20 protein-coding genes are annotated in these 25,144 nt (G+C 44.9%); 6 read left to right on the plus strand and 14 right to left on the minus strand.

Features of this window, described 5'->3' with window-relative positions:
* Nucleotides 1-177: 177 nt before the first annotated feature.
* Nucleotides 178-2,127 (plus strand): tetratricopeptide repeat-containing sensor histidine kinase, encoded by a 1,950-nt coding sequence (locus tag PQ469_RS06905; RefSeq protein WP_274212284.1) that lies wholly within the window; start codon nucleotides 178-180, stop codon nucleotides 2,125-2,127.
* A 56-nt stretch (nucleotides 2,128-2,183) separates the two neighbouring features.
* On the opposite strand, the gene PQ469_RS06910 is transcribed toward PQ469_RS06905, so the two are convergent.
* The 5 genes from PQ469_RS06910 to PQ469_RS06930 form a co-directional block, all read right to left on the minus strand.
* Nucleotides 2,184-3,446: a dipeptidase gene (locus PQ469_RS06910; protein ID WP_274212285.1), complete on the minus strand. Its 1,263-nt coding sequence runs from the start codon at nucleotides 3,444-3,446 to the stop codon at nucleotides 2,184-2,186.
* Nucleotides 3,447-3,818: 372 nt separating this feature from the next.
* Nucleotides 3,819-4,841 carry an NAD-dependent epimerase/dehydratase family protein gene (locus PQ469_RS06915; RefSeq protein ID WP_274212286.1) on the minus strand — a complete coding sequence of 341 codons (1,023 nt, stop codon included), beginning with the start codon at nucleotides 4,839-4,841 and terminating at the stop codon, nucleotides 3,819-3,821.
* A 67-nt stretch (nucleotides 4,842-4,908) separates the two neighbouring features.
* A complete protein-coding gene (locus PQ469_RS06920) occupies nucleotides 4,909-5,484 on the minus strand; it encodes a Crp/Fnr family transcriptional regulator (RefSeq protein WP_274212287.1) in 576 nt (191 codons plus the stop codon).
* 6 nt (nucleotides 5,485-5,490) lie between these two features.
* Nucleotides 5,491-6,381, minus strand: a complete 891-nt coding sequence (locus PQ469_RS06925; RefSeq protein WP_274212288.1) for a helix-turn-helix domain-containing protein — start codon at nucleotides 6,379-6,381, stop codon at nucleotides 5,491-5,493.
* Nucleotides 6,382-6,450: 69 nt separating this feature from the next.
* Nucleotides 6,451-7,269: an SDR family NAD(P)-dependent oxidoreductase gene (locus PQ469_RS06930; protein WP_274212289.1), complete on the minus strand. Its 819-nt coding sequence runs from the start codon at nucleotides 7,267-7,269 to the stop codon at nucleotides 6,451-6,453.
* Nucleotides 7,270-8,026: 757 nt separating this feature from the next.
* On the opposite strand from PQ469_RS06930, the gene PQ469_RS06935 reads away from it, so the two are divergent.
* On the plus strand, nucleotides 8,027-8,848 hold the full coding sequence (locus PQ469_RS06935) for a class I SAM-dependent methyltransferase (RefSeq protein ID WP_274212290.1): 822 nt from the start codon (nucleotides 8,027-8,029) through the stop codon (nucleotides 8,846-8,848).
* Between the two features lie 304 nt (nucleotides 8,849-9,152).
* Here the strand turns inward: PQ469_RS06935 and PQ469_RS06940 are convergent, their stop codons facing one another.
* Nucleotides 9,153-9,659: a VOC family protein gene (locus tag PQ469_RS06940; RefSeq protein ID WP_274212291.1), complete on the minus strand. Its 507-nt coding sequence runs from the start codon at nucleotides 9,657-9,659 to the stop codon at nucleotides 9,153-9,155.
* 172 nt (nucleotides 9,660-9,831) lie between these two features.
* Here PQ469_RS06940 and PQ469_RS06945 point away from each other — a divergent pair, with 172 nt between their 5' ends.
* From PQ469_RS06945 to galA, 4 genes are all read left to right on the plus strand, one after another.
* The gene (locus PQ469_RS06945; RefSeq protein ID WP_274212292.1) at nucleotides 9,832-10,152 is read left to right on the plus strand and encodes an ArsR/SmtB family transcription factor; all 321 of its coding nucleotides are present in this window, start codon (nucleotides 9,832-9,834) and stop codon (nucleotides 10,150-10,152) included.
* Entirely contained in the window at nucleotides 10,149-10,640 is a 492-nt protein-coding gene (locus PQ469_RS06950) for an SRPBCC family protein (protein WP_274212293.1), read from the plus strand. Before PQ469_RS06945 ends, PQ469_RS06950 begins: the two co-directional genes overlap by 4 nt.
* Nucleotides 10,641-10,683: 43 nt before the next feature.
* A complete protein-coding gene (locus tag PQ469_RS06955) occupies nucleotides 10,684-11,118 on the plus strand; it encodes a VOC family protein (protein WP_274212294.1) in 435 nt (144 codons plus the stop codon).
* Between the two features lie 398 nt (nucleotides 11,119-11,516).
* Entirely contained in the window at nucleotides 11,517-14,369 is a 2,853-nt protein-coding gene (galA, locus tag PQ469_RS06960) for a beta-galactosidase GalA (protein WP_274212295.1), read from the plus strand.
* Nucleotides 14,370-14,613: 244 nt separating this feature from the next.
* Here galA and PQ469_RS06965 read toward each other — a convergent pair whose 3' ends face one another.
* From PQ469_RS06965 to PQ469_RS07000, 8 genes are all read right to left on the minus strand, one after another.
* The gene (locus PQ469_RS06965) at nucleotides 14,614-15,165 is read right to left on the minus strand and encodes a protein-tyrosine phosphatase family protein (protein WP_274212296.1); all 552 of its coding nucleotides are present in this window, start codon (nucleotides 15,163-15,165) and stop codon (nucleotides 14,614-14,616) included.
* A gap of 15 nt (nucleotides 15,166-15,180) precedes the next feature.
* Nucleotides 15,181-16,056: a diacylglycerol/lipid kinase family protein gene (locus tag PQ469_RS06970; RefSeq protein WP_274212297.1), complete on the minus strand. Its 876-nt coding sequence runs from the start codon at nucleotides 16,054-16,056 to the stop codon at nucleotides 15,181-15,183.
* Between the two features lie 294 nt (nucleotides 16,057-16,350).
* Nucleotides 16,351-17,088, minus strand: coding sequence for an SDR family oxidoreductase (locus tag PQ469_RS06975; protein ID WP_274212298.1), 738 nt, complete (start codon nucleotides 17,086-17,088; stop codon nucleotides 16,351-16,353).
* Nucleotides 17,089-17,168: 80 nt separating this feature from the next.
* Nucleotides 17,169-18,059: a helix-turn-helix domain-containing protein gene (locus PQ469_RS06980; RefSeq protein ID WP_274212299.1), complete on the minus strand. Its 891-nt coding sequence runs from the start codon at nucleotides 18,057-18,059 to the stop codon at nucleotides 17,169-17,171.
* Nucleotides 18,060-18,135: 76 nt separating this feature from the next.
* Nucleotides 18,136-19,083, minus strand: a complete 948-nt coding sequence (locus tag PQ469_RS06985) for a ketopantoate reductase family protein (protein ID WP_274212300.1) — start codon at nucleotides 19,081-19,083, stop codon at nucleotides 18,136-18,138.
* Nucleotides 19,084-19,122: 39 nt separating this feature from the next.
* Nucleotides 19,123-20,082 carry a bifunctional helix-turn-helix transcriptional regulator/GNAT family N-acetyltransferase gene (locus PQ469_RS06990; RefSeq protein ID WP_274212301.1) on the minus strand — a complete coding sequence of 320 codons (960 nt, stop codon included), beginning with the start codon at nucleotides 20,080-20,082 and terminating at the stop codon, nucleotides 19,123-19,125.
* 158 nt (nucleotides 20,083-20,240) lie between these two features.
* The gene (locus PQ469_RS06995; protein ID WP_274212302.1) at nucleotides 20,241-24,170 is read right to left on the minus strand and encodes a response regulator; all 3,930 of its coding nucleotides are present in this window, start codon (nucleotides 24,168-24,170) and stop codon (nucleotides 20,241-20,243) included.
* Nucleotides 24,171-24,406: 236 nt separating this feature from the next.
* Nucleotides 24,407-25,021, minus strand: a complete 615-nt coding sequence (locus PQ469_RS07000; RefSeq protein WP_274212303.1) for a YceI family protein — start codon at nucleotides 25,019-25,021, stop codon at nucleotides 24,407-24,409.
* Between the last annotated feature and the right edge of the window lie 123 nt (nucleotides 25,022-25,144).

Raw genomic sequence — 25,144 nt, forward strand, 5'->3', positions numbered from 1 at the left:
TATCGTATAGATAAAGGACAACGCCCGCTCCTATACCACCGTAGTATATACATAAATGAAAGCATTTGGTATGATACTATATTTAATAAATATGGTAATATCTTATTTCTGTATATCTTATTAAGATTGCTCATTTAACGTTATATTAACAGTTCCAATTAATTTAAATTATACTGTATGGGAAAACCTTTACTTACGCATAACCTGTATTTTTATATATGGCACCTGGTTATATGCAGTTTACTGGTTACTGCGGCCCCATCCACCAGCCTGGCCCAGGCCGATCATTTAAAGGTTTTATTTGAGAAACTAAAAACAGCCAAACACGATACCGACCGCGTAAATACCTATTATTCTATTTCCAGGCAATACTGGGGCCGAAATGCCGACAGCGCCCTTCTAATGGCGCAAAAATCGCTTGACCTTGCACAAAAAATTCATTTTGAAAAAGGTGTGGCCCTGGCCTATGTTTCAAAAGGGGTGGCCCTGGGATACAAAGGCAAGTGGCCCGAAGCGCTGGAATGCCATTTTCAGTCTTTACGCATTAGCCAAAAACTGGGGATGGAAGGATTAACCGGCAATGAATATAATAACATCAGTGGCATGTACATTAGTATTGAGGATTATTCAAAAGCGCTTTATTACAACAGGCAAGCGTATAAAATAGCCCTGAAACAAAATGACCCTACACATGAGGGGGTAGTGAGCTTATTGATAAACTTAGGCGAAATTTTTAAGAAAAAAGGCCAGCCCGATTCTTCCATACTATATAATACCCAGGCGCTGGTTATTGCGAAAAGAGGCAAAAATCCTATAAACACAACCGTTGCAATGTATAATATTGGCGAAAACTATGTTGCCAAAAAAGAGTACGGACGGGCGCAGGTTTATTTTTATAAGGCACTTGCTATTGCGCAAAAAAACGGCGACGATGAGGATATTGCTTATTGCCATAACGGCCTGGCGCTTACCAGTTATTATACAGGTAATTACAATGCGAGTATGACCTATGCACAAAAGGGATTGGAAGAAAGCAAAAAATCGGGTATTGTTGAACTTATTGCAACCGCTTATAAGGTACTGTACCTAACCAATCAAAAAAAAGGCAGTTATAAGGAAGCGCTATATTACAGGAACCTTGAAGTTGCTTTGAACGACAGCCTGAAAACCGCAGAAAAAGAAAAAGTTATCCGGAATATACAATCGTCATATGAACTGGAACAAAAGCAACGGCAAATTGATTTGCTGAGTAAAGATAAGGTTATAGGGCAAAAAGAGCTGGAAAGGGTAAAACTAAGGCGCGATTTATTAACGGCAGGGGCTATCTCGTTACTCATATTTGCCTTTGTGCTGTTCAGAAATTACGCGCAGAAACGAAAGCTTAGCGAACAACTGGCCCTGCAAAACAAAGATATATCGGCGCAAAACCTGCAGCTGGAAGAACTGGTACATGTAAAAGACAGGCTGTTTTCTATTATAGGGCACGATTTGCGGGGGCCTATCCATACCATCAGCCATATGATAGATATGATAAAAGAGGATGGCCTATCGGAAGAGGAAGGTAAGTATTGGATTGAGAAAATATCCGATACGCTTACAATAACCGCACATCTGGTCGAAAACCTGCTGTATTGGGCAAAAAGCCAGATGGATGGTATCCAGGCTAATCCCGCCGACTTTAATGTGCAAAAGGTAATTGAACAAAATATAACCCTGCTGAAAGAACGGGCCGCCGAAAAGAAAGTGCTGGTAACCGGGGTGGAGGGTACCACGCCCGGAACTGTTTATGGCGACGAAACAATGATTGATATCGTGATCAGGAATTTGGTGGAGAATGCCGTGAAATTTTCGAAAGCAGGTGATACCGTTACAGTGAGCGCCCAAAATAAGGATGCTGTTACCGTTATAACTGTAAAAGATAACGGGAAAGGCATTCCCGAAGAAGCCCAGGCAAAAATATTTGATAAATTTTCGTCGTACACAACTTATGGTACAGCCAGCGAAAAAGGAAGCGGGCTCGGACTTTTATTATGTAAAGAACTGGTCGAAAAAAACAACGGTACCATATGGTTTGAAAGTAAGGCAGGTATTGGCAGCTCGTTTTATTTTAGCCTACCATCACTATAGCCGCCCAGGGCCTTCCAATAAGTTAAGTACTTTGCTCCAGGCCAGTCATCTGCAGGTTAGTGGCTGCCGGCCGTGGCTGCATCAAACACCCGGCAAAAGTTGCCGCCGCCTATTTTGCCTATTTCATCTGCGTTAAAACCAGTATTCAGCATCGCCTCTACTACGGTGTAATAAAACCCTGTCTTTTGATCGGGCCAGGTTTGGTTGGTACCGCCGTCCATTTTGCCACGGTTGGGGCCGCCACCAGGGCCATCATGGGGTTTATCGCCCGCAGGTGGGCCATCAGGACGGTTGCCGGGCATGCCGCCCGGTGGCGGGCCTTGTTCGCCCGGTTTGGGGCCGAAACCGCCGCCCGCTGGTCTGTAAGCCGGGGTTAGTTTGGTATCGGTACCGATGCAAACATGATCTATCCCCACAACATCAACCAGCGCCCGGATATTTTGGGCATACTCAGATGCCGAGTCGGCCAGGTGCGTCCAAACGCCGATAACGCCCCCGGTATCTGCCACGATTTTAGCTTGCTCCTTGCTGATGAGCCGGGGGCGCATCATGCGGGCCATGTTCTCGTTTTGCCCCAATTGGGTATCAAGGCCGGTGTGCGAAATGATTACCGGGTGTTTGGCCACTTTAAGTGCGGCGGCCACTGTTTCGGCGCTGGCATGCCCCAGGTCGACCAGGATGCCCAGGCGGTTGCACTCGCGGATAACGTCGGCACCAAAAGCGGTAAGGCCTCCCCAGCGTGCAGGGTTGGTAAAAACGTCGCCCAGCGGTACCGCGGCATCGCTGTCATGCAGGAGTGTCAGGTGCCTGAGGCCGCGGGTATAGGCTTCTTGAAGCCGTTCGATGTGTCCTTCGAGGAAATGACCACCCTCTACCGATTGGATAACTGTGGGCTGGTGCTTTTTATGGGCAGAGTTAAGATCGGCCATGTTCAGGGAGCGCTTCATACCGTTACGGGCCAGCTGCTTGTCCATTGAAGCCAGGCCGTTTTTAAACCGCTCGTAGGCATCGCCGGGGTTTTGCAGTTTTTGATAATCAACGGCGAATGTCATGCAGATGGCGGCTAAGCCCGACTTTTTCATTTCTCCCGCCAGGTTGATATCCGGGCCGGGTACATCTGCGCTTGTTAGTGGCAGGTCGATATGATTGTGGGTGTCAATACCCAGGGTATCGGCTACTATTTTGGCTACGCGTGGGTCTACCTCATCAATTGCCCAGGCGGCCAGTGGGTTCAGCATTATGGCGGTACCGGCTCCGGCAAGGGTAACCGCGGCCAGGAATTCCCGCCGCGACCAGGTTGGTTGAAACTTCTTCATCATTTTAAATTACAGGATGGCTGTTTTATATCGTTTAAAGGTAGTAACTACCCGGAGTACCGCCTCCTATAATCGTCGTTTGGCCGGGATGAATAGACGAATTGGCGGATAGAGCCGATAAAGATAATCATCGCGCATAAACGCGGCTTTCGGGATATGACTTGCGCGGGGACAGAAAAGCGGAGGGAGTGTGCGATTCCTTCCTTGGGGAAGGTGGGGGTAGGGGTTAAATCAGGCGTTCAAGCTGCTTTGCAACCCGCCGCTCGTATAAACCCCTCCCTGCCTTTGTGCTCATTTCCGACGGCTCCCGTTGCGAGGGAACTAAAAAGTCTTCCGGACACCTATGGAGACAACTCCACCAAGGGCGGAGCGGGTTTAAGAGATCTTTAATTGCACCAATTGATTGCTGATCAAATATTGCATTGATTCTTTTACAACCATGTCGGTATTTGTGGGATTAAAGCCTAATTCTTTTCTCGATTTTGTTAAACAGAAGTCCTGTTGCAATCCCGAAAACATAGCAATGTCTTTAGTGCTCAATAATGGTGCTTTCCCATTCATTTTACTTCCTAATTCCATTAACCAGGCAATAACAAATAAAATAAGTTTTGGCACTGCTACCGGTAATTTGATTTTTAATTCGGGGAAAAGCTGTTGTGCCATTTTGGTAGTATCTTTAATAGATGTACATTTTTCATTTGCCAGAATATACCGTTCTCCGTTGGTCCCGTTTGTTGCCGCTAAATAACAACCTTCGGCGACATCTTTTACATCTACCCAGTTAAGCGCTATGTTTGTTTCTACCGGAATTTCTTTTTGCAGAATTAACCTGAGAATATTGTACGATACATTTAATGGCGCAAAAGCCTCACCTCCTATCATAGCCGACGGTAATACAGCTACCAACTCTATATTAAGTTCCTTTGCAAGTTTAAAAGCCAGTTGTTCGCCGTCGTTTTTTGAGTTATAGTACACATCCCTGCGGTCCGGGTTATAACCGTAACTTTCCTTTGCCGGGGTGGTGGTATAATTTAGCGCGGCTATTGAACTCACGTATACAATTCTTTTAACCCCAGCCTCTGCGGCTGCTTCTATCATGTTCCTGGTGCCCCGGATATTTACATCATAAATTTCTTTTTGGGGATCTCGGGCCCAAAGCTTAAACGCAGCGCCTACTGCATAAAAGGTATCTACACCTTGCAGTGCCCTTACCAACGATTGCTTATCAGTAATGTCTGATTGAACCACCTCACAATCCAATCCTTCAAAAGTTTTTTTATCATTAATATTCCTTACCGACGCACGTACCGCAATGCCTTTGCTGATAAGGAGTCGTACTAAATTGTTGCCGAGATGCCCATTTGCACCGTTAACCAATGATAGCTGCTGATTTTCCATTTGCTTATTTTTTAATAATTAATGGTTCAAATCTGCCGACAATAAAAGCTAATCCACTTGACAAATGTTAGGAAAGCATCCGTTTGCGGATACGGCTCAAACTTTCGGGTTTCATGCCCAAAAACGAAGCTATGTATTGCACCGGTACATGGTGAATGATAGCCGGATAGTTTTCGATAAGTTTTTTATATCGCTGCTCTGCTGTTAATGTGGCAAGTTCTTTTGAACGGTTCTCGTTGTAAGCTATAGATTGCTGAAATACTTCAATACTGAAATCTTTAAACGCTGCGCTTTTACTGGTTAGCCTGTCTAAATTGGTTTTTGTGATCCTAAGCAATTCACATTCGGTAATGCATTCTACACTTTCATCAGCTTTAGTTTGATTGATGAAATGAAAGTAAGAAGTTAAAAAGCCGGGCGGACAATTAATATGAGTTGTTACTTCGTCGCCATTTTCATTGTAATGAAAAATACGCATAAAGCCTTTTACAACAAAATACAAGTATTGGGGTATGTATCCGGCTTGTTCAACAATTCTGTTTTTAGGCAACAACACCGGCTCAAAACATGCTTTGCATAAATCATTATCAGCTTCTGTTAGCGGTCCCTTTTGAGATATTATATTTAGCAAGTGCTTGTGCATACCACATCAGTTAACCAGCTGCTTTTTAAACTGGTTGGGGCTAATACCCGTTTCTTTTTTAAAAAGCCTCGAAAAATAGGGGAGGTTTTCAAAACCGAGTTGGTAGGCTATTTCAGATACGCTTTGATCATCGCCCATGAGCCGGTTTTTGGCTTCGTTTACCAGGTAAATATGGATTAGTTCGATGGCTGTTTTACCGGTTTCCTGTTTCAGCAGATCGCTCAGGTAACGTGGCGACAGGTTGAGGCGTGATGCCAGCGTGCTTACCGAAGGCAGTCCCTGGGTAACTAATAAGCCTTTTTTGAAGTACGTGGCCAGTGCATCATTGAATTTTGAAACAGTTTTGCCCGATAGCTCGCGCCGGTTGATAAACTGACGCTTATAAAACCGCTGCGAATATTTAAGCATCGAATCGATGTGCGTAAGCATAATATCGCGGCTGTACTCGTCGGTATTACTGCGGTATTCGGTATCTATTTTGTAAAAAAGGTCCCAGATGATTTGCTCTTCCTGCGGCGAGAGGTGTAGCGCCTCGTTGGTTTCGTAATCAAAAAAAGGGTATTTGTTGATCTCGGTATGCAACACATGGCCGTTCAAAAAATCCTCATGGATGAAGATGATAAAAGCATCGTCCTCATACTCCACGCTGCTAAATTCAATGATTTGCCGGGGTTTTACAAACATCATGCTGCCGTTATCATGATCGTATTTGGTACGGCCATATTTGATAATACCCGACTTTAGCTTTTTAAAGCCTATCATATAAAAATCGGATGTAAACTCCCTGTCGCCAAGGCTGCAGGTTTGCGTGCACCGCTGTATGCTGATAAGCGGGTTCTCGGGCGGGGCGTAACCGTTGGCACGGTGCATATCGGCTAAATTTTTAAAATGCTGCATAACGTTAAATAACAAAACAAATTTACGCCGAAAACCGGCGTAAATTATGTCAGTGTAATACCATTAAAATTATTTGCCCTGTGCGGCGGCCGATATCTCTTTCCAGCTTTCCCACTCGGCAATGCGGCCATCATAAACCTGTTTTACCCATGGGTAAGCCTGGCTGCCCAATAACAAACGCAACGGCGGGTTTTCGCTGTCAATAAGCTTTAATACGGCGTCGCTGGTTGCTTCGGGTATACCAAAAATGTCATCGGTTATGCCGGCCTGGAAAGCGGCACGCACGGCATCATACTCGGGCATAGCCACGGTTTGTGCAGATGAGGCGCCGGCCCAATCAGTTGCAAAGCCGTTAGGTTCAATCAGGGTAACATTAATGCCAAAGCCTCTTACTTCAGTAGCCAGCGTTTCGCTCAGGCCTTCCACGGCAAATTTTGATGCATTATATAAACCCAGCACCGGCAGGGTAGCATGGCCCAATACGCTCGAAACCTGGATGATGTGGCCATGGCCCTGCTGGCGCATTACAGGTAATACGGCCTGGGTTAACCACAGCAAACCAAAAAAGTTGGTCTCTATCTGGCCGCGGGCTTCCTGCTCGGTAGTTTCTTCAATAGTACCAAATAAACCGTAGCCGGCATTGTTAATCAGTACATCTATGCTGCCAAAATGTGCTTTTGCTTTGTTGACGGCTGCAACGCCGGCGGCGCGGTCGTTAACATCCAGTTGCAGGGGTAAAATATTGTCGCCGTATTCGGTTACCAGGTCATCAAGGGTACTTAGGTCGCGGGCTGTTGCTACTACTTTATCGCCGCGTTGCAGTAATGCTTCGGCCCATAATTTACCGAAACCACGTGAGGCGCCGGTAATAAAAATTGTTTTTGCCATTGTTTTGTTGTTTTAATTATGACACAAATGTAGAGCGCCTTTTGCCGCACCATTTATACGGAAGTGGGGAAGAATGATACATTTTAACGTAGATGGGGGAGGATGGTAATGGGAGTGTCATGATGAGGAGAAAAGCAATATATTGTACATTCGCTAATGCGCAACTGGAAAACAAGATATAAGACTTTACTTGCAATAGCCATCATCGGGTTGGGTAATTTCCTCTTTCTTTATGCATGGACACATGCTTCGCTTGGACCTGTATTGGGTAACCTGTTCGTAATATTAGATGTAATCCTTACCGGCGGTGGGGCCGTATATCTTCTTATCGTGATAATTGATAAACTGCGGCAATAAGCAGAGTATATTTGTTGTACCAAAGCAGCTTTATTTGTTGCTCATCCATGATAAAAATTGCGTCTTATTAAGGTGATAATAACCTCAGTTAATATCTAACTTAGCTTCAACCTATAACTATATGAAGTGCTGCCTAATCTTTTTTATCACTGTAGTTTTTTAACAGTTTGTAGTAAACAGCCACGATGGAACAACGAGATCACCGAAATTGAGATTGCCACCGGGGGATGTTTTGGCCCTTTACTGTCCCCGCGAAGACAGAAATTCATTATTATTTACCTGTGTTTTGCCTTAACTTTATACCATTGGAGAGATTCCGTTGGGACAGAAAATGATGCAAATGGAATGGTAACCGGAGGTAACGGCTGTGCTGTTTCTTAAAATATAAAATTAATGTTTCATGAATGATATATCGACTAAAGCACCTTCCCCTGGTTTGCCGGGAGAAACTGCGATTCAATATGATCAATTTTTTGGTCCGTTATATTTTGAACCATATGCCATCGAAGTTGCAAAACGAATTGACCCAGCCCGGGTTTCTATTGTACTGGAAATTGCTGCCGGAACAGGCCGTGTTACCCGCCATATCCGGGAACGTATTCCACCCGCGGCAAAACTAATCGCTTCAGATATTAGCGAGGATATGTTGGCCGTAGCCAAAAGTAAATTAAGCCATCTTGATATCGACTGGCAGAATATAGATGCCCAACAACTTCCTTTTGATGACAATAGCATCGACATGGTTATATGTTGCTTCGGGTATATGTTTGTTCCGGATAAGCCAAAGGCGTTTGCAGAGGCATACCGGGTGCTAAAACCGGGTGGCTTATTTTTATTTACAACATGGGATAAGCTGGAGAACAACGCTGCGTCATATTCCTGCAGAACTATCGCACAGCAATACCTGGAAGAGCCATTGCCCGAATCTTATAATCTTGCTACCTCGATGAGTGATGAAGCTGTAATAACACCATTATTACAGCATGCCGGGTTTGCAAAAATATCAATAGAAAAAGTACAACTTTTTGCCGTTAGTCCAACGGCAAAAGAAGCAGCAGATGGTCTTGTAGCATGGGGCCCTGTTTATGAGGACATTAAAAAGCGCAACCCGGCCTGGGTAGACGAGATAAAAATTAAAGTGGAAAAAGAACTTGCCGAGAAATTCGGAGCTGCTCCCATGGTTGCTCCAATAAGTGCTGTAATCAGCCAGGCGCGGAAATAGTCAGGGAACAACTTTGTTTGAAAGAAAATCGGAGGTGGTTTAGTTTGCTGGTACCCGCCGTTGTTGGTGTTGTCACCTCCATAGGTGTTCGGAAGAAATAAAAAAAGCGCAGGGATGTGCGATTCCTTCCCTGGGGAAGGGGAGGTAGGGGTTAAATCAGCCGTTCAAGCAGCTTTGCAACTCGCCGCTCGTATAGACCCCTCCCTGCCTTTGCGCTCATTTCCGACCGCACCCCTCCCGTGGGGAGGGAACTAAAAAGTCTTCCGAACACCTATGTTGTCACCTTCAACAAGAGCGGAGAAACTCAGTGACTCCCCAGTTCCTGCGCCAGGCCGATAAGAAGCCCCTCGGTTCCGCGAATGTAGCAGAGCCGGTATGAGTTCTCATACTGAACTACCTCGCCTACAAGCTGAGCGCCGTGCTTGCTGAGCCTGGACACCATTTCGTCGAGGTTTTCAACAGTGAACATCGCACGCAGGTAGCCCAGCGCGTTCACCGGGGCTGTACGATGATCTGAAATTACAGGAGGGGTAACAAACCGCGAAAGCTCGAGGCGGTTATGACCATCCGGGGTAACCATCATGGCAATTTCTACTTGCTGCGAACCAAGCCCGGTAATGCGGCCCGCCCATTCGCCTTCCACGGTAGCCCGTCCTTCAAGCTTCAGGCCTATTTCTGTAAAAAAGGATATGGCGTTATCGAGGGATTCTACAACGATGCCCATATTGTCCATTCTTATTAATTTGTTTTCTGCCATGGTTTTATCTCTTTGTAAATTAAAAGTAACGATGTTCATCAAATAATTGTTCATAACAAACTTCAATGAAGTTAAACGCACTAAATTGTACGAATCGGAACCTATGGCAAATCACTAAACCTCTGCATTTATTCCCCTTTAAAAAATAAAAGCAAATAAATTTGCGCAACTCAAAAGTTGCACATATATTTGCAACCAGTAGGTTGCTTATTTGAACGTTTGTAAAATGAAACCAGACATATTCCAGGCCATAGCCGACCCGACACGCAGGGCTATTTTAACGTTAATTGCCATACAGGCATTAACGCCAAATGCCATGGCCCAAAAATTTGATATGACCCGGCAGGCCGTATCAAAACATATTAAAGTATTACACGAATGTGATTTAATTAAACCCGAGCAGAGTGGCCGGGAGATTTATTATCACTTTAACGCAAAAAAAATGCAGGAATTCGACAACTGGTTAGCCCAGTTCAGGCAAAGCTGGGAAACTCAATTCAATCAACTGGACCAACTATTATCAACAATTAAAAAAACAGAAAAATGAACAACGATTTGCTATTTGATTTTAACGTTGACAAAGCAGCGAAAACGGTATTTATAACCAGGGAATTCAACGCCGGGCAATCTTTAGTATGGGATGCCTTTACCAAAGCCGAATTACTGGATCAATGGGGGGCGCCTGCACCCATGCGCGCCAAAACTAAGTATATGAATTTTGAAGTAGGCGGGCGGCGATTTTACGCGATGATAAGCCCCGATGGGCAGGAGCGTTGGTCTGTGCAGGAATTTACATCCATTACCCCGAAAACCAATTTTAAGATGTACAACGCGTTTGCTGATAAAGACGAAAATCGCGAACTGCCGGGTTCTGAATGGGATTACAATTTCAGCGAACAAAACGGGATAACAAAAGTGAACATCACCATTTTTAATGAATCGTTTGAACGCATGGAGAAATTATTGGAAGGCTTCAAAATAGGCTTTACCATGACATTAAAAAACCTGGAAGACCTGTTATCAACTTTATCCTAAGAATTTATAAACCGTACTAATTAACAATTAAAACATAAAAATCATGAGAGCAATTAATCCCTGGATCAACTTCAATGGAAATGCCGAAGAAGCATTCACTTTTTACAAATCGGTTTTTGGCGGCGAGTTTACAAAGATCATCCGTTTCAAAGACATATCGGGCCCCGAAATGCCGATAGCAGAAAATGAGGCCAATAAAATCATGTACATTGGTTTACCATTGGGTAAAAACAATGTGCTAATAGCCAATGATGTTCCCGGTTTTATGGGTCGGGTGAGCGAAGCCGAAAACCGGTCGAAAATATATGTGAGCGCCGATAGCCGGGAAGAGGCCGAGCAAATATTTAACGGCCTGTCGGCAGGCGGAGACGTGGAAGGTCCTATTGGCGATACCCCATGGGGTACATATGCCGGCATGTTCAGGGACAAATATGGTATTGAATGGATTGTGGAATTTGACGCAAGTAATAACGGGTAAAATTAGGCGGGAAAACCCCGTTGTTTTGCAATGTCGCATGGAGGTTCGCCGTTCCTCCAGGGGCCCTTCAATGTTATGAAATGCTATACGAACCAGCAGGCGTATGGGAAAGTAAGGGGCGGGGAGAAACTACTTCTTTCCGCCTCTATTCGTTCGTATGGCATTCGGTTCATTTAATAAAAAATGTGTAAACACGTTAGTTGCCACATTGCAAATTAATATGGTAGCTTTAAGCTTTGCATTTTGCATTTAGCTTCTCCCCATCGATACTATTTTACCAAAATATACTCAAATAATATCACCAGAGCACATTTTTTAGATAGCTGTGCTTTTAACAATTATTTTTAGGGCACATTATCAACCTCAATTCAAAAAATTAGTGTTTATCCAATAGATATATGAAAATGTTGCGCCTTTTGCTGTTGTTATCCGTTTGCCCTTTTATTGTGTCAGCACAAACAGCCGGCAGCGGGCAAAAATCAAGGGCGCATATTTGTATAGATACCGGCTGGCGGTTTGCCTATGGGCATCCGTTTGATGCCGCTAAGGATTTTAACAACGGCACCGGCTATTTCTCTTATTTTGCCAAAGCTGGCTATGGCGATGGTGCTGCCGCCGCTGACTTTGATGATAGGCCCTGGCGCAAGCTTGATTTGCCGCACGATTGGGCCACCGAACTTGGCTTTAGCGAAAAAGGGAGCTATAGCCATGGCTTCAAAGCCCTGGGCCGGAATTTTCCGGAAAGCAGCGTTGGCTGGTACCGAAAAAAGTTTACTGTAACAAAGGAGGATTATGGCCGGCATATCACCATTGCTTTTGATGGCGTTTTTCGCAACTCGACAGTTTGGGTAAACGGGCACTACCTGGGTACCGAGCTAAGCGGCTACAACGGTTTTGAATATGATATTACCCAGCTTTTAAACTACGGCGGCGATAATACCATCGCCGTAAGGGTAGATGCCACTATGGAAGAGGGCTGGTTTTATGAAGGGGCCGGCATTTACAGGCATGTATGGCTCAATAAAACATCGCCGCTGCATATTGCCGCCAACGGTACATTTGTGAGCAGCACTGTTGGTAACGGCAAGGCGCAAATAACCGTTAAAACTAATATAAGCAATTACGATACCGGGGCAGACAATTTTGCCATCGTACAAAAAGTTTATGACCGCCAAGGCCGTTTGCTGACTACCAAACAAACTGACGGCAATAGCCTGCAACCTTTTAAAACGGGAGAGTATAGCAGCCAGCTGGAAATAGCGCACCCTAAATTATGGTCGATTGATACGCCTTACCTGCACCGGTTGGTTACCACCATTTTGGTAAATAATGTACCTGTTGATGAATATGTAACACGCTTTGGCATACGTACCCTGCGTTTTGACGCCAACAGCGGCTTTTACCTGAACGCTAAACGGCTGGAAATAAAGGGCACCAATAACCACCAGGAGCACGCGGGAGTGGGTACAGCCATACCCGACGAACTGCAGTACTATAGAATTGCCCGTTTAAAAGAAATGGGCAGTAACGCTTACCGCTGTTCGCATAACCCGCCAGCGCCCCAATTGCTGGATGCCTGCGATAGTTTGGGCATGCTGGTGATTGATGAGAACCGGCTGATGGGTATAGATGATTACCACCTGGGCAACCTTAAAAAAATGATTGACCGCGACCGCAACCATCCAAGCGTAATCAGTTGGTCGGTAGGTAACGAGGAATGGGGGATAGAAAACTCGGAGACAGGCGCACGGATTGCTACCACCATGCAAGCCTTTGTAAAAAGCCTGGATACCACCCGCGCGGTTACGGCGGCATTTAGCGGCGGTTGGGGGCAGGGCTTATCGGGTGTGATGGATTTAATAGGCTTTAACTACATAGCACAGGAAAACCCCGACGCGCAGCACCAGAAATTCCCGCAGCAAAAGGGTTGGGGCACCGAGGAAGGATCGACCTTTGCTACCCGTGGGGTTTACTTCTCTAACGATTCGCTCCATTATAAATCTGCGTACGATGCCAAGCCAAGGCCGAATGCCTATAGCATTGAAGAAGGCTGGCAATACTATGCCAAACGGCCATTTTTAGCAGGTATGTTTATCTGGACGGGATTTGATTACCGGGGCGAGCCTACACCTTATGGATGGCCATCTATCGGGTCGTACTTTGGGATGCTCGATCAGTGCGGTTTTGCCAAGGATGATGCCTGGTACCTGCAGGCCTGGTGGGGCAGCAAGCCGGTGCTGCACCTGTTGCCGCATTGGAACTGGAAAGGTAAAGAAGGCCAGCCCATAAACGTTTGGGCCTATAGCAATTGCGACGAAGTGGAACTGTTTTTAAACGGTAAAACCCAGGGCAAAAAAGCCATGGCCAAAAAAGGGCACCTGGAATGGACGGTTCCGTACAGTTCCGGAACGCTAAAGGCAATTGGCTATACCGGCGGCAAACAGGTATTAACCGAAACCGTGCAAACTACCGGTACCCCACAAGCCATCGCGCTTGAAGCGCATAAAAATACCCTGAAAGCCGATGCGCAGGATGTAGCCGTAATTAAGGTTAGCCTGCTTGACAAAAAAGGACTGGCGGTGCCCGATGCCAATAATGAAATAAGTTTTAAAATTGAAGGCCCCGGCAGAATTATAGGGGTAGGCAATGGCAACCCGACCTCGCTTGAGCCCGATAAGTACCTGGAAACGATTGTAAATATGCCCATTGAGGCCTTGAAAGAATTGCCGGTACCCGATACCATCCGCAAAAACGAAACAGCCGAAACCTTTGATGATAGCAGCTGGAAAAAGGCATTTACCAATATAAGTGATACCAGCGTAAAAGCCTGGGTTTACCGCGGCAGTATTAATTTAACCGATGATTTAACGCGAAGCCCGCTCACCTTTTTTTATAAAAGCATTGGCCGCAAGCAATCGATATATTTTAATGGCCATTTGCTGGCTGCCAATGTCGATTATCATAAAGACCAGGATGTGTTTAACATCAGCAAAGCCTTTTTAAAGCCAGGGAAAAACAGCATAGTTATTGTTGCCTTACCTATCAAAAAACTGCACCCCTGGGATAACCCTAACCAAGACCCCGGCGTAATTCAGTTTAAGGCCCCTGCTACCACCTGGAAAAGAAAGCTGTTCAATGGCCTGGCCCAGGTTATTATCCAATCAGACGGAAGCCATGCTGGGCCAATCACTTTAACCGCTACCTCGGTGGGGTTAAAAGAAAAGAAAATAGTTATTAATGCAGATAAGTAAAGATAGTTTTGAGTCGGGAGTCTTGAGTGCTGAGTGTTTGTTTATAAGTATCTTATTATCAATATCTAATATCCGTCATTGCGAGGTACGAAGCAATCTCGAAGTATGTGGGACTTAGCATGTAGGGGATTGCTTCGTGCCTCGCAATGACGGTAGGTTAGAACATTGGTTTAACTCAAATGCTCTTCATAACGATTTCACCTGATGGGGCACTCGCGATGACGCTCTTGCAGGGCTGTGTTACTTAAATAATGCTTTGCTCAGCCGGGTGCTCCTGGTAAAATTGTTCCAGTTGCTTTAATACTTCAACCTGGCTTTTACGGGGGTTAATAAAGGTGCGCACTTTTTTTACCATCGCAAGGGCATCGTCAAAAGTTAACCCCGTTTTAAGTAAATAGGCAATAGTCATTGTTGGTCCGCGGCCAAGGCCCTGGCGGCAATGGATGTATACCTTGCCGCCGCTTTTTATGGCTGCATCGGCAAAATTGGCGCCTTCCTTTAATACATCAAGTGGCGGTGGGGTATTATCGGGTGTGGGTAAATGCAGGTAACGAAAACCCTTATATTGGGCGCCGGTATAGATGGAATGCATCCGCATATTTATAATTGCTGTAACACCCAAAGATTTCAGTTTGCGCAAACCCACCAAATTATATTGGCTGCCTAAGTACAGGTTAGCGGTTATCTGGCATCGCTTAAGCTGAGGGAGCCCGGTTATTATGCGGTAAGCATTATCATAAGCCATTTGGGCCGATAAATAAACCACCTTTAAAATACTTTTAATTTTTGCAAGCATATTGTTTTGCTGTTTTTAACGCGGCACTACTATATTGATAGCTGCCGGAACAACTTTAATGGCTAACTTTTTTGCCTTTTGTTCGCAATCATCACGGATAAATGCCTGTTCGGCATCCATTTGTATAACTATATTTTTGCACCGCCAATGCTTTAAAGCTTCGGTTTGGTTTTGCAGCAAGGTATTGCCTGCAATTTTTAATACCGATGTTAAATCGTTATCGCCCATGAGTATTACATCCAGCAAACCATCTGTTATGCTGATGCCGGGCAGCATATCTAAACCGGCAATGCCAATATTGCCTGAATTGGTTATCGTGAGCGAAACGGCCGTTTCTTCTATCTCCTTACCATCTATCTTCAGCTTGTATTTTACCGGGGTGGCATTTACCATGGTTTTAATAGCGGTATAACCGTAGGCCAGCTGGCCAATGGTATCTTTCAGCCCGCGGCCTGCCTGTAAAATCATGTCGGCCATAATACCCAGGTTAACCCGTAATAAAAAAGGATGGCCGTTTACCAGTCCCATATCAACGGCTTTTAATTTGTGGTGGCTTTTTATGAGTTCGAGAGCAGAAATGCTATCCAACGGAATTTGCAGCTGTTTTGCCATAACGTTGGCCGTGCCGCCAGGAATAATGGCCATTGGTGTATCTGTTCCATGTAAAGCGCCGGCCGTATCCGTTACAGACCCATCGCCGCCATACACCACAATTAAATCAGTTTTGCCGATAAGTTTTTTTGCAATATCGCCGGGGTTTTTGTGGCGCTGGGTAACGGATATATCCCATTTGGTGGTACTACCATCAAAAACCTGGTTTATGTAGTTGAGTATAGGCTCTTCCTTACCTGATGCCGGGTTGATAATAAAGTGGATGTGTTTAAATTTCATTGCTTAACCTTCGGCTTTTCAACACGGAAGATAGGTAATAGTTTGATTTATTTGACGGAAGCAGTGAAGGAATGCTATCAAAAACGCCATGCAATTATTTTTCAATCTCCTATTCGGCCTGAGTAGTAAAAGCTACTCATTACTATCAATAATCCACCTGCAATAAAAATGTTGGGCTTAAGCTTAGGTAAAATTTTCACAATAGAAGGTAATAGAAGAGGATGGTTTTGTAACGACCCTTTTCTATTATCCTTTTGTAACATGCTTTAAATTTCAACTGCTGCTGTAAACGTCTTAAACCTGTGCTGTGGGGCGCACCACAATCTCGCTTATATCAACATCGGCAGGCTGCTCTATGGCATAGGCCATAGCCCGCGCAATGGCATCCGGCGAGATGGCGATGCTATCCATTGCTTCGGCTATTTGCGCTTTGATGCCGGGGCTGGCTATCGAATCAACAAGATTGGTTTTTATGATTCCAGGTGTAATTATAGTGACACGTAAATTGGGGCCGGCTTCCTGGCGTAATCCCTCCGAGATGGCGCGCACGGCAAATTTTGTTCCGGAGTAAACAGCTGCGGCGGGCGTAATTTTTAGTGCGGCCGTCGAGGCTATATTTATAATATGGCCAAAGCCCTGTTTACGAAAAACGGGCAGCGCCGCCGCTATGCCGTACAACACGCCTTTAATGTTAACGTCTATCATCATATCCCAATCCTCAACCTGTAATTCATCCAGCAGGGAGATGGGTGCTATGCCTGCATTGTTTATAAGTACATCCAGCTTGCCGTAGGTAGCAAGTGCCAGGGCTACAAGTTTTTCCAGGTGTTGCCGTTGGGTTACATCGATAGCTGCATAAGTGGCCTGGCCTCCTTCGGCTTTAATTTGGCTGACCAGTTGCTCAAGCTTATCAAGGCTGCGAGCGCCAAGAACAACAATGGCGCCTTTTTGGGCAAGCAACAGGGCGGTTGCATGCCCTATGCCGCTGCTTGCACCGGTAATTACAATTACTTTTCCTTTAATATGATCCATTATTTTTTGTTTTGATCATACAAAGGTCGCCACTAATTAAGCGGGTGTGTTAAAGGTTATCAAACCAGAAACTAAGAAATTCAAACCAAATTTGGCTGCCTTAGTGAGCTTGGCGTTACCCTGGTTTGCTTTTTGAAAAAATTATTAAAATAAGTAGGGTACTCGTAACCCAGGCTGTAAGCAATATCATTAATACTCCAGTCTGTATGCAGCAACAGCGCTTTGGCTTCCATCACCATCCGTTCTGTTAAATGCTCAGTTGTTGTTTTGCCCGTTACTTCTTTTACGGCGCGGTTCAGGTAATTGACATGTACGGATAAATGCAGCGCGTAATCATTGGCGGTACGCAATTTTAACTGGCACTGGGGAGTATCAACTGGGAATTGCCGCTCTAATAATTCCATAAAAAGAGAAGCGACGCGCACCAATGCATTTTGCGGCTTAAAATAGTTAACCGATGGCTGCATTTTAAGGGCCTCGTGTAATAACAAATTCAAGTGGTTGCGTAACAGATCTATTTTATAAATATAGTCTGATTTGAACTCCCGGAGCATATTTTGAAATATCCCGCTGATATATTCGAGCTGCGCAGAGTCGACAAAGAAAACCGGGTCGCTACCAATTTTAAACAGCGGCGTATCCTGCAGATTTAAATCTCGGTTATTTCCTTTTAAAAAATCTTCGCTAAATAAACAAAAGAAGCCTTCCTGCGATTCACAAATTCCTTCCCAGGCATAAGGCACCCTCGGGTTAGAAAATATTAGGGCAGGCCTGTCTATGTTAACCGCTTTGTCTGCATAGTACAACGTGCCGGTACTTAGCGTGAGCGATACTTTATAAAAGTCCCTGCGGTTATACGGTACCGTTTTTCGCGCAAATTCTTTACGTTCATACACGGTAAACTGGTCGGTTATTTTCAAAGCGGGGATAAAATCACTAAAGGGCTGGGTTGTAATTTTAGTTTTGCTCATGATGTAAAGCTATTGACTAATTTATGAAATTCAAACCTAAGCGATATTAGCTATGCACATGTTGATAAGGCAAGCCCTACATCCTAAACAGCTCCGACTTAAGTTTTGTCATTTCGCCTAATAAAGTGGTAACCGGAACTTTAGCGCTGCCAGACACCTGTGCTACTTTGGCTACTGCAAAATTTAACGTTTCAATCTCTGTTTCCCGTTTGTTGAGGATATCCTGGTAGGTAGATATCTTTTGCCCGTCGGACATTTTACTTATCATCAGCACGTTTTCCAATACATCGTGCTCTGTTAACTGGATGTTATTCTGGTTGGCTACCTCAACGCATTCAGCAATTACCGTTTTGGCTATCTGTAAGGCTGCTTCATTGCGGTGGAATACACCATTATCAATCTCGAGCAACGGGCATATCGAATTAAATACGCAATTGCTGATCGCTTTTTTCCAGATCACCGTTTGAATGTTCGCCTCGGCCCTAAATGAAAATACATCGGTATTCAGTTCATCAACAATACTATCCAGGTTATCAAATGAGCTTTTAATAACCCCGATGGGTGATGATGCAACCGGCCTGAACTTTACTTTATTGTTTGAAACCGATTGGCTGGTTACAAACAGTACACACCGGTATAATTCGGTAAAGCCCGCGCCGATAAAACTATCTTCAATATGAAGGCCGTTTTGAAGAAACACGATGGGCGAGTGTTTTGCTTTAAATTTGAGTTTTTCTGCCAGTTCCTGGTTGCCGAATGATTTGTTGGTTAACAGGATAAGCCCATCAAGCTGCTTATAATTATTTAGGGTGCTGATGGTTACTTCGGCCTGCAGTGTATTGTTTTCCGTTTCTATCTCCAGCAATTCGCGGCTGGCGGGCTTATCATCTACGCTGCCGCGCAGTATGGTAACCTTTTTGCCTTTTAGGGTTAGGGCCACTGCCAAAGCCTTGGCAACAACGCCATTACCTATAATGTATATGTTTGTATCAACCTTTATAGTTTGCTCAGATACTGATTCCATAACGTTTTAATTTGTATAGTTTTAACAGACCACCCACATTTAGTTATTTAGCTGCAATTCCATCTGGATGTTGCAACGCTCGTAAGGCGTAAACCGGCCAACCACTTTTTTAAATCCTAATTTTTGATACAGGCTGATGGCTTGTTTAAGCATGGTATTGCTTTCAAGATAAAGTGTGTTGCCACCCCGGGCTTTGGCGCGTTGGGCAATGGCCTTGCCCAACAGCCAACCTATGCCTTTGCCATGTACTTTGGGCGAAACCGCCATTTTTGCCAATTCATAATCATATTCGGGATCGTCCATTTTAAGCAGTGCACATACGCCCACAGGTTCGCCTTTGTACAGGGCAACCAGTATTTCGCCGCCCTTGTTTAAAATGTATTCCTGCGGATGATCGAGCGATTGGTAGTCTTTTTCTTCCATTTTAAAGTAGGTGCTTATCCACTCCACGTTAAGTTCGCGGAATGCCTTACTATATTGCTCTTCAAAAGGTACAATCGTAACGTCGCGGCCCTCTCTTAATTTTTTCTCGTCCTGAACCCGCTTTAACAGCGATTTTTGTTCGAGCATAAATTCCCACTCGCCGATGGCCTCCCACAGGTTGTGCCGCGTATTATCCAAAATGCCTTCTACCGCGTTTTTGACATCAACCAACTGGTACTGCAGTTTTTCATTAACTTGTTTCCCCTTGTCAGATAGCGAGAGTACATTCCTGCGGCCGTCATTGGCGTCTTTGCCTTCCGTTACCAGTCCCTTCTTCACCATCTCGGATACAATTTTGCTAACAGAAGGGTGGGAGTGCCCGATATGCTGGGCAATTTCGGTTATGTTGAAGCTCCCTTGTGATAAGGTATAAAAAACAGGAAACCACTTGGGCTGCATGTCAATTCCAAACATCCGGTAAATGTTTGCGGCATCGTCTGTAATCTTTTCCTGGAGCATTCGCAGCCTGCTGCCAATGCCCGCTTTCCCAACTGAATTAAAGAATGAATTTTCCATTAAAACAAATTACGTAATTAGTTACGTAATTTGCAAACTGTAATTAAAACGGAAAACTAACTGGTATCAAAATAAAGTTTTAAAATAGATTTATTTAATCAGGCCGTCTGTAAAATGGGGAGCATATCGCCCTACAGGATGCGTAGATGAAATTGTGCTTAGCTGATTATTTCCTTCTCTAACAAGCCAATAATCAGCCTAATTTCTTCCTCAATTTCGTTTACAAGGGTTTGTGTGTTTTCCAGTATAAAAACAGGCATATGCTCCAGTTCCCTGGCCAGTTTGGCCAGGTGGTTTAAGCCGGCAGTTACCGCGGTGCCGTACAGTTTATGTCCATGTAAATTTAATTTCTTCAAATCACCAGCCTTTAAGTCTAATTGTAACATTGAAATTGACTCTGTTAACTCAACTTTTGTCAGGCTAAGTAATTCCTTTAAAATCTCATCGTCATCACCAAAATAGCTCCTTACATGTTGTACGTCAAAGTGTACAGGTGTGCTAACCGGTAAATCCGGACCTGGTTCGGGCGCTTCGGAGGAGCCAAAGGAATGCAGCCACTTTTGAAACACAGCCAATATGGTTTCTTCAACTACTGGCTTAACAACAAAATCGTCCATCCCTGCTTCCAGGCATTTTTCCCTTTCGCTTTTTACGTTGCCAGCCGTTAAGGCAATAATAGGTATTTGGCGGCCGTGCTGTATTGCACGGATTTGCCGGGTGGCTTCGTACCCATTCATCTCAGGCATCTGGACATCCATTAAAATTAAATCGGGCCGGTGTAACCGGCAACAGGCAAGGGCTTCCATGCCATTCCCCGCTTCCAGGATCAGGGCATTCGGGGCAATCCGGCGGATGATAGTTTTGGCAAGCAACATATTCACAGCGTTATCCTCGGCAACCAGGATGGTTAGGTTGCCGGTTAATTCTGCAACAATTTCAGCGGGTCCATCAGGCTTAGTTTCGATGGTAGTTTTCTGATGCAAACGGGATAAGGCGTTATATATATCCTCGGTTTTGATGGGTTTCACCATCCGGTGGTTCACTTTCAATTCTTCGCACGACCTGATCATCTTTTCATCGTCAGATGAACTGTGTAATAAAATAATAGGCTGGCCGGTTGGCGAATCGCTAAAGCTTTCGCGAATTTTTTTGATAGTTTCCAGCCCATCCATATAGGGCATATGGTAATCCATCACAATTACATCATAACACTCGCCGGCCGCCAGTAGCTGTAAGGCTTCGAAGCCATTTTTTGCCTCTGTGGTTAAAATTTGCCGCAACAAAAGCATTTGTTTGATGATTAGCCGGTTGTTGTCGTTGTCATCAACAACAAGTACTTTTTTAATCAGACCAATGTTTTCCCAGCTAACGGGCTCGCCCTGTTCGGTTTGTACATGGATATCAAAATAAAAAGTGCTGCCTTTACCCGGTGAACTTTCCAGCTGCAGTTTGCTGTTCATTAACCCCAGGAGTTTATTAGAAATGGTGAGGCCTAAACCTGTGCCGCCATATTTTTTGGTGGTCGACCCATCTTCCTGTGAAAAGGCTTCAAATATTTTTTCCTGTTTTTCGGGTTTTATCCCAATACCGGTATCCCTTACACTAAAGCGTAACGTAGTACCGGGTACCGGTGTTGCTGGTGCTACTTCCTCTATCTTTAACTCAATCTCGCCCGTTGCTGTAAACTTCGCGGCGTTGCTGAGCAGGTTAATCAGGATTTGTTTCAGCCGCACCGAATCTACCCACATAAATCTGGGGAGGTTATAAGATATGTTCAGGAGCATTTCCAGCCCCTTTTTTTGAACCTGGTAGGTTATTATATCTGTTGATTGCGAACCGATATCGTACAAGTCGCATTTTTCGATGTCCAGTTCCAGTTTCCCTGCTTCGATTTTTGAAAAATCCAGGATATCATTAATAATGCTTAATAAGGCATTGGCCGATTGGTTGACAATGGAAAGATACTGGTGCTGGGTTTCGTTCAGCTGCGTTTTTAAAACAAGGTCGGTAAATCCGATAACACCATTTAACGGCGTCCGGATTTCATGGCTCATATTGGCCAGGAATTCCGATTTGGCAATACTGGCCTCATCTGCCAGTTGTTTGGCTTCCTTCAGTTCATCCCTTTGCTTCACAATGGAGGTGATAATCTCGGACGAGGTCATGATGCCGCCTATTGCCCCATCAAACCGGTACCAGGGCCGCATTTCAATGTTAAGGTATTGTTCTTCCGGCATCCCGCGCAATTTAACCCGCACTTCCTCGCGCCTTATTACCTCGCCGTTTAAAACCCTTTGGTGTGTTGCCCGGTTTGTTTCGCTGGCAGGGCCAAATACTTCATAGGGTGTTAAGCCGATAATGTTACGGTTTCCTAAGCCATAATCCTGCAAATATTGCCTGCTCACGGCTATAAACCGCATATTTGTATCGGCCATAGCAATAGGCGAAGGCGAATGTTCAACAAAGGCCGATAAAATGGCTTTTTCGTTCAGTAATTCGGTCTCGGCTTTTTTTTGCTGTTCAATATCCTGGATGGTGCCAAACAGCCGCTGGCAAACGCCGTTGGCAAATTCGGCCTGGCCTAAACTCCTTACCCAAAGCTCTTCGCCGGCCGGGGTTACAATTTGTATCTCCAGGTCCCAGGGTGGGCCTTCGGCCATGGCAAGGTTAGCAGCGGCCGAAATTTTATCCCGGCTTTCGCCTGCTTTATAAAAATTGATGATGCCGCTCAAATCAGGTTCATAATCCGCGGGCACGCCATATATCTGTTTGGTAACTGTTGTCCATTCAATTTTTTGCCGCTGCACATTATATTCCCAGCCGCCAATACGGGCTACCTTGCCGGTTTCTTCCAGCATTTGCCGGGTGCGCTCCAGGTTTCTTTCCAGGAAGTGTTTTTCGGTAATATCAATGGCATTACCTATTACGTATGGTTGGTCTCCCTGTTGTTCAAGTATGTTGCTAAACATCCAGATCCGGGGGCTGCCATCCTTGTGCCGGGTAACCATCTGGCCCCTGGCGCCCCCTTTTTCCTTTATTTCTTTTAAGTACGCGGTTAACTGCGGATGCCGATTAGGTGGTACAATATCAAACAAACTTAAAGTTAAAATTTCGGCAAGCGTATAACCCAAAAGCGAAGCCCCGGCCATATTTACCGACAGGAAACGGCCAGACAGGTCATGGGTGCACATGAGCCCCTGCGAGTTTTCAAAAAAAACGCGCAGCCTTTCCTCGCTGATGGCCAGTTGCTGCTCTTTTAATTCTTCGTCGGTTACATCGCGCCCTATGCAAAACAGGTTGCCGGTATTGGGGTCGGGCGTGGTTTCCCAGCGGATGGATTTGTATATTCCGGATTTAGTCCTGGTACGGTAGGTTACCTGTCGTACTTTTTTATCCGATATCATCCCGGTCACATCTTCTTCCGCGGCTTTCAGGTCGTCCGGGTGGATCAAATCCAGGTAGGGGGTAGCTAAAATATAGGCATCGTCCCATCCAAAAGTTGATTCAAAAGCGGGGTTAATCCTTTTAAAATATCCATCTGTTCCGGCGATGCAAATCAGGTCGGCCGATAAATTAAACAGCTTTTCAAAACTTTGAAGTTCCTGTTTTTGCAGGCGGTCTGTTACTAACGTGGCTGCCTCTTGCGCCAACAGGCGTAATGATTCCTGTTGTATCTCCGAAAGCTGTTTCGGTTCGTATCCTAACAGACTTAAAGCACCCAGGGTTTTGCCTTCGGGACCGATCAAAGGCTGCGCTGCGAAAAACCTGATTGGGTGGCTGCCATCTGCCAGCGCGTTTGATTTAAAACATTCATCGTGCTGGGTATCCTGAACTTCAAACAGCGACTGCTCCTTTAAGATATGGTTGCAAAAGGCCAAGTAACCCAGGCCCTCGGGTGACCCGGGGAATGTTTTGGCATGTGTCCAATCGTTGTTTTCGTCGAGCAGAGAAATCAGCGCTATTGGCGTTCCGCACGTGATGGAAGCCAGGCGGGCGATAGATTCAAATCCCGGTTCGCTAAAAGAACGGAACAGCTGATCATGGGCCGGGCTGTTCAATTGTTCTTTTTTAAGTTCGGGATTCGGCATGCCGGTTATCAAGTTTAGTAGTTTTCGTCCAATAAATCTATGACAAAAATACTAAATTTAGCTGTAGGTCATTTGTTTAAATTTGAAGGCAAGCCGGCTGCGGGTTAACTAAATAAGTGAAATCTATAGTAATTTCTTTATTTAATAATACCCAAATAGGCGCCCATCAACCCGGGGGCTACCAGAAAAAAAAGCTCGGGCTACGGATAGAAACCCGACCTGGACCGGATATTTTTTTATTTACCTGCAATGTTATTAAATACCAGGTTTAATGACACCACAATTTCATCGGCAATCATTTTATCTTTAACGGCCGAGAAAAAATCCCATGCTTTGGGTTCGGGTTGAAGGTCGATATTCCACTTTAGCCGGTGTATTTCAAGGTCGGCTTTTGCAATAACAGTATTCCCTTTTTTCCGGATAGCTGCCACAAACTCAATGGGGTTGGTAATGCCTTTTATGGTAAGGTTGCCAGATACTTTATAAATGCCGGCCTTACCGGTAGCGTTAACTTGCCTGACGTTCATGATAGCGCCGGGATGTTTTTCTATATCAAAAAATCCCGGTTTTCTTAACTCCTTATCTACTTTTTGGTTTTCGGCTGCAACTGCATGGTCAACGCTGCGTATGCTGTTCATATCCATATTCAAGGAGCCGTCCGTTGGTTCGCCCGCGGGCGAATAATTGAGGTTGCCGGTATTAAAAAGCAGGTAGCCGTTGTGGCCGCCCATGGTATTACGGGTATTCCATAAAATTTTACTTTTCTTAGCGTCCAACTGGTAAGTTTGCTGCGCGTAAGCAGCAAGGTGAAACATAGTCAGGAACAGGATAATTGCGGGTTTATTGATCATAGCATTATAAATTTGATGCTGCAAACCTATTCACGTACAGTAAGTTTATGATTATAAACATTGTAAATAAAAGCGTAAACTTTGTAAATTCAACCGTTTATGGATATGGCCGGTTATAAAACA

The organism is Mucilaginibacter sp. KACC 22773 (assembly GCF_028736215.1).
Taxonomy (GTDB): domain Bacteria; phylum Bacteroidota; class Bacteroidia; order Sphingobacteriales; family Sphingobacteriaceae; genus Mucilaginibacter.

Excerpts from the sequence above, each read along its gene's own strand:
- PQ469_RS06905 (WP_274212284.1), top strand. The coding sequence starts at position 178 with ATGGGAAAACCTTTACTTACGCATAACCTGTATTTTTATATATGGCAC.
- PQ469_RS06910 (WP_274212285.1), bottom strand. The coding sequence starts at position 3,446 with ATGATGAAGAAGTTTCAACCAACCTGGTCGCGGCGGGAATTCCTGGCC.
- PQ469_RS06915 (WP_274212286.1), bottom strand. The coding sequence starts at position 4,841 with ATGGAAAATCAGCAGCTATCATTGGTTAACGGTGCAAATGGGCATCTC.
- PQ469_RS06920 (WP_274212287.1), bottom strand. The coding sequence starts at position 5,484 with ATGCACAAGCACTTGCTAAATATAATATCTCAAAAGGGACCGCTAACA.
- PQ469_RS06925 (WP_274212288.1), bottom strand. The coding sequence starts at position 6,381 with ATGCAGCATTTTAAAAATTTAGCCGATATGCACCGTGCCAACGGTTAC.
- PQ469_RS06930 (WP_274212289.1), bottom strand. The coding sequence starts at position 7,269 with ATGGCAAAAACAATTTTTATTACCGGCGCCTCACGTGGTTTCGGTAAA.
- PQ469_RS06935 (WP_274212290.1), top strand. The coding sequence starts at position 8,027 with ATGAATGATATATCGACTAAAGCACCTTCCCCTGGTTTGCCGGGAGAA.
- PQ469_RS06940 (WP_274212291.1), bottom strand. The coding sequence starts at position 9,659 with ATGAACAATTATTTGATGAACATCGTTACTTTTAATTTACAAAGAGAT.
- PQ469_RS06945 (WP_274212292.1), top strand. The coding sequence starts at position 9,832 with ATGAAACCAGACATATTCCAGGCCATAGCCGACCCGACACGCAGGGCT.
- PQ469_RS06950 (WP_274212293.1), top strand. The coding sequence starts at position 10,149 with ATGAACAACGATTTGCTATTTGATTTTAACGTTGACAAAGCAGCGAAA.
- PQ469_RS06955 (WP_274212294.1), top strand. The coding sequence starts at position 10,684 with ATGAGAGCAATTAATCCCTGGATCAACTTCAATGGAAATGCCGAAGAA.
- galA (WP_274212295.1), top strand. The coding sequence starts at position 11,517 with ATGAAAATGTTGCGCCTTTTGCTGTTGTTATCCGTTTGCCCTTTTATT.
- PQ469_RS06965 (WP_274212296.1), bottom strand. The coding sequence starts at position 15,165 with ATGCTTGCAAAAATTAAAAGTATTTTAAAGGTGGTTTATTTATCGGCC.
- PQ469_RS06970 (WP_274212297.1), bottom strand. The coding sequence starts at position 16,056 with ATGAAATTTAAACACATCCACTTTATTATCAACCCGGCATCAGGTAAG.
- PQ469_RS06975 (WP_274212298.1), bottom strand. The coding sequence starts at position 17,088 with ATGGATCATATTAAAGGAAAAGTAATTGTAATTACCGGTGCAAGCAGC.
- PQ469_RS06980 (WP_274212299.1), bottom strand. The coding sequence starts at position 18,059 with ATGAGCAAAACTAAAATTACAACCCAGCCCTTTAGTGATTTTATCCCC.
- PQ469_RS06985 (WP_274212300.1), bottom strand. The coding sequence starts at position 19,083 with ATGGAATCAGTATCTGAGCAAACTATAAAGGTTGATACAAACATATAC.
- PQ469_RS06990 (WP_274212301.1), bottom strand. The coding sequence starts at position 20,082 with ATGGAAAATTCATTCTTTAATTCAGTTGGGAAAGCGGGCATTGGCAGC.
- PQ469_RS06995 (WP_274212302.1), bottom strand. The coding sequence starts at position 24,170 with ATGCCGAATCCCGAACTTAAAAAAGAACAATTGAACAGCCCGGCCCAT.
- PQ469_RS07000 (WP_274212303.1), bottom strand. The coding sequence starts at position 25,021 with ATGATCAATAAACCCGCAATTATCCTGTTCCTGACTATGTTTCACCTT.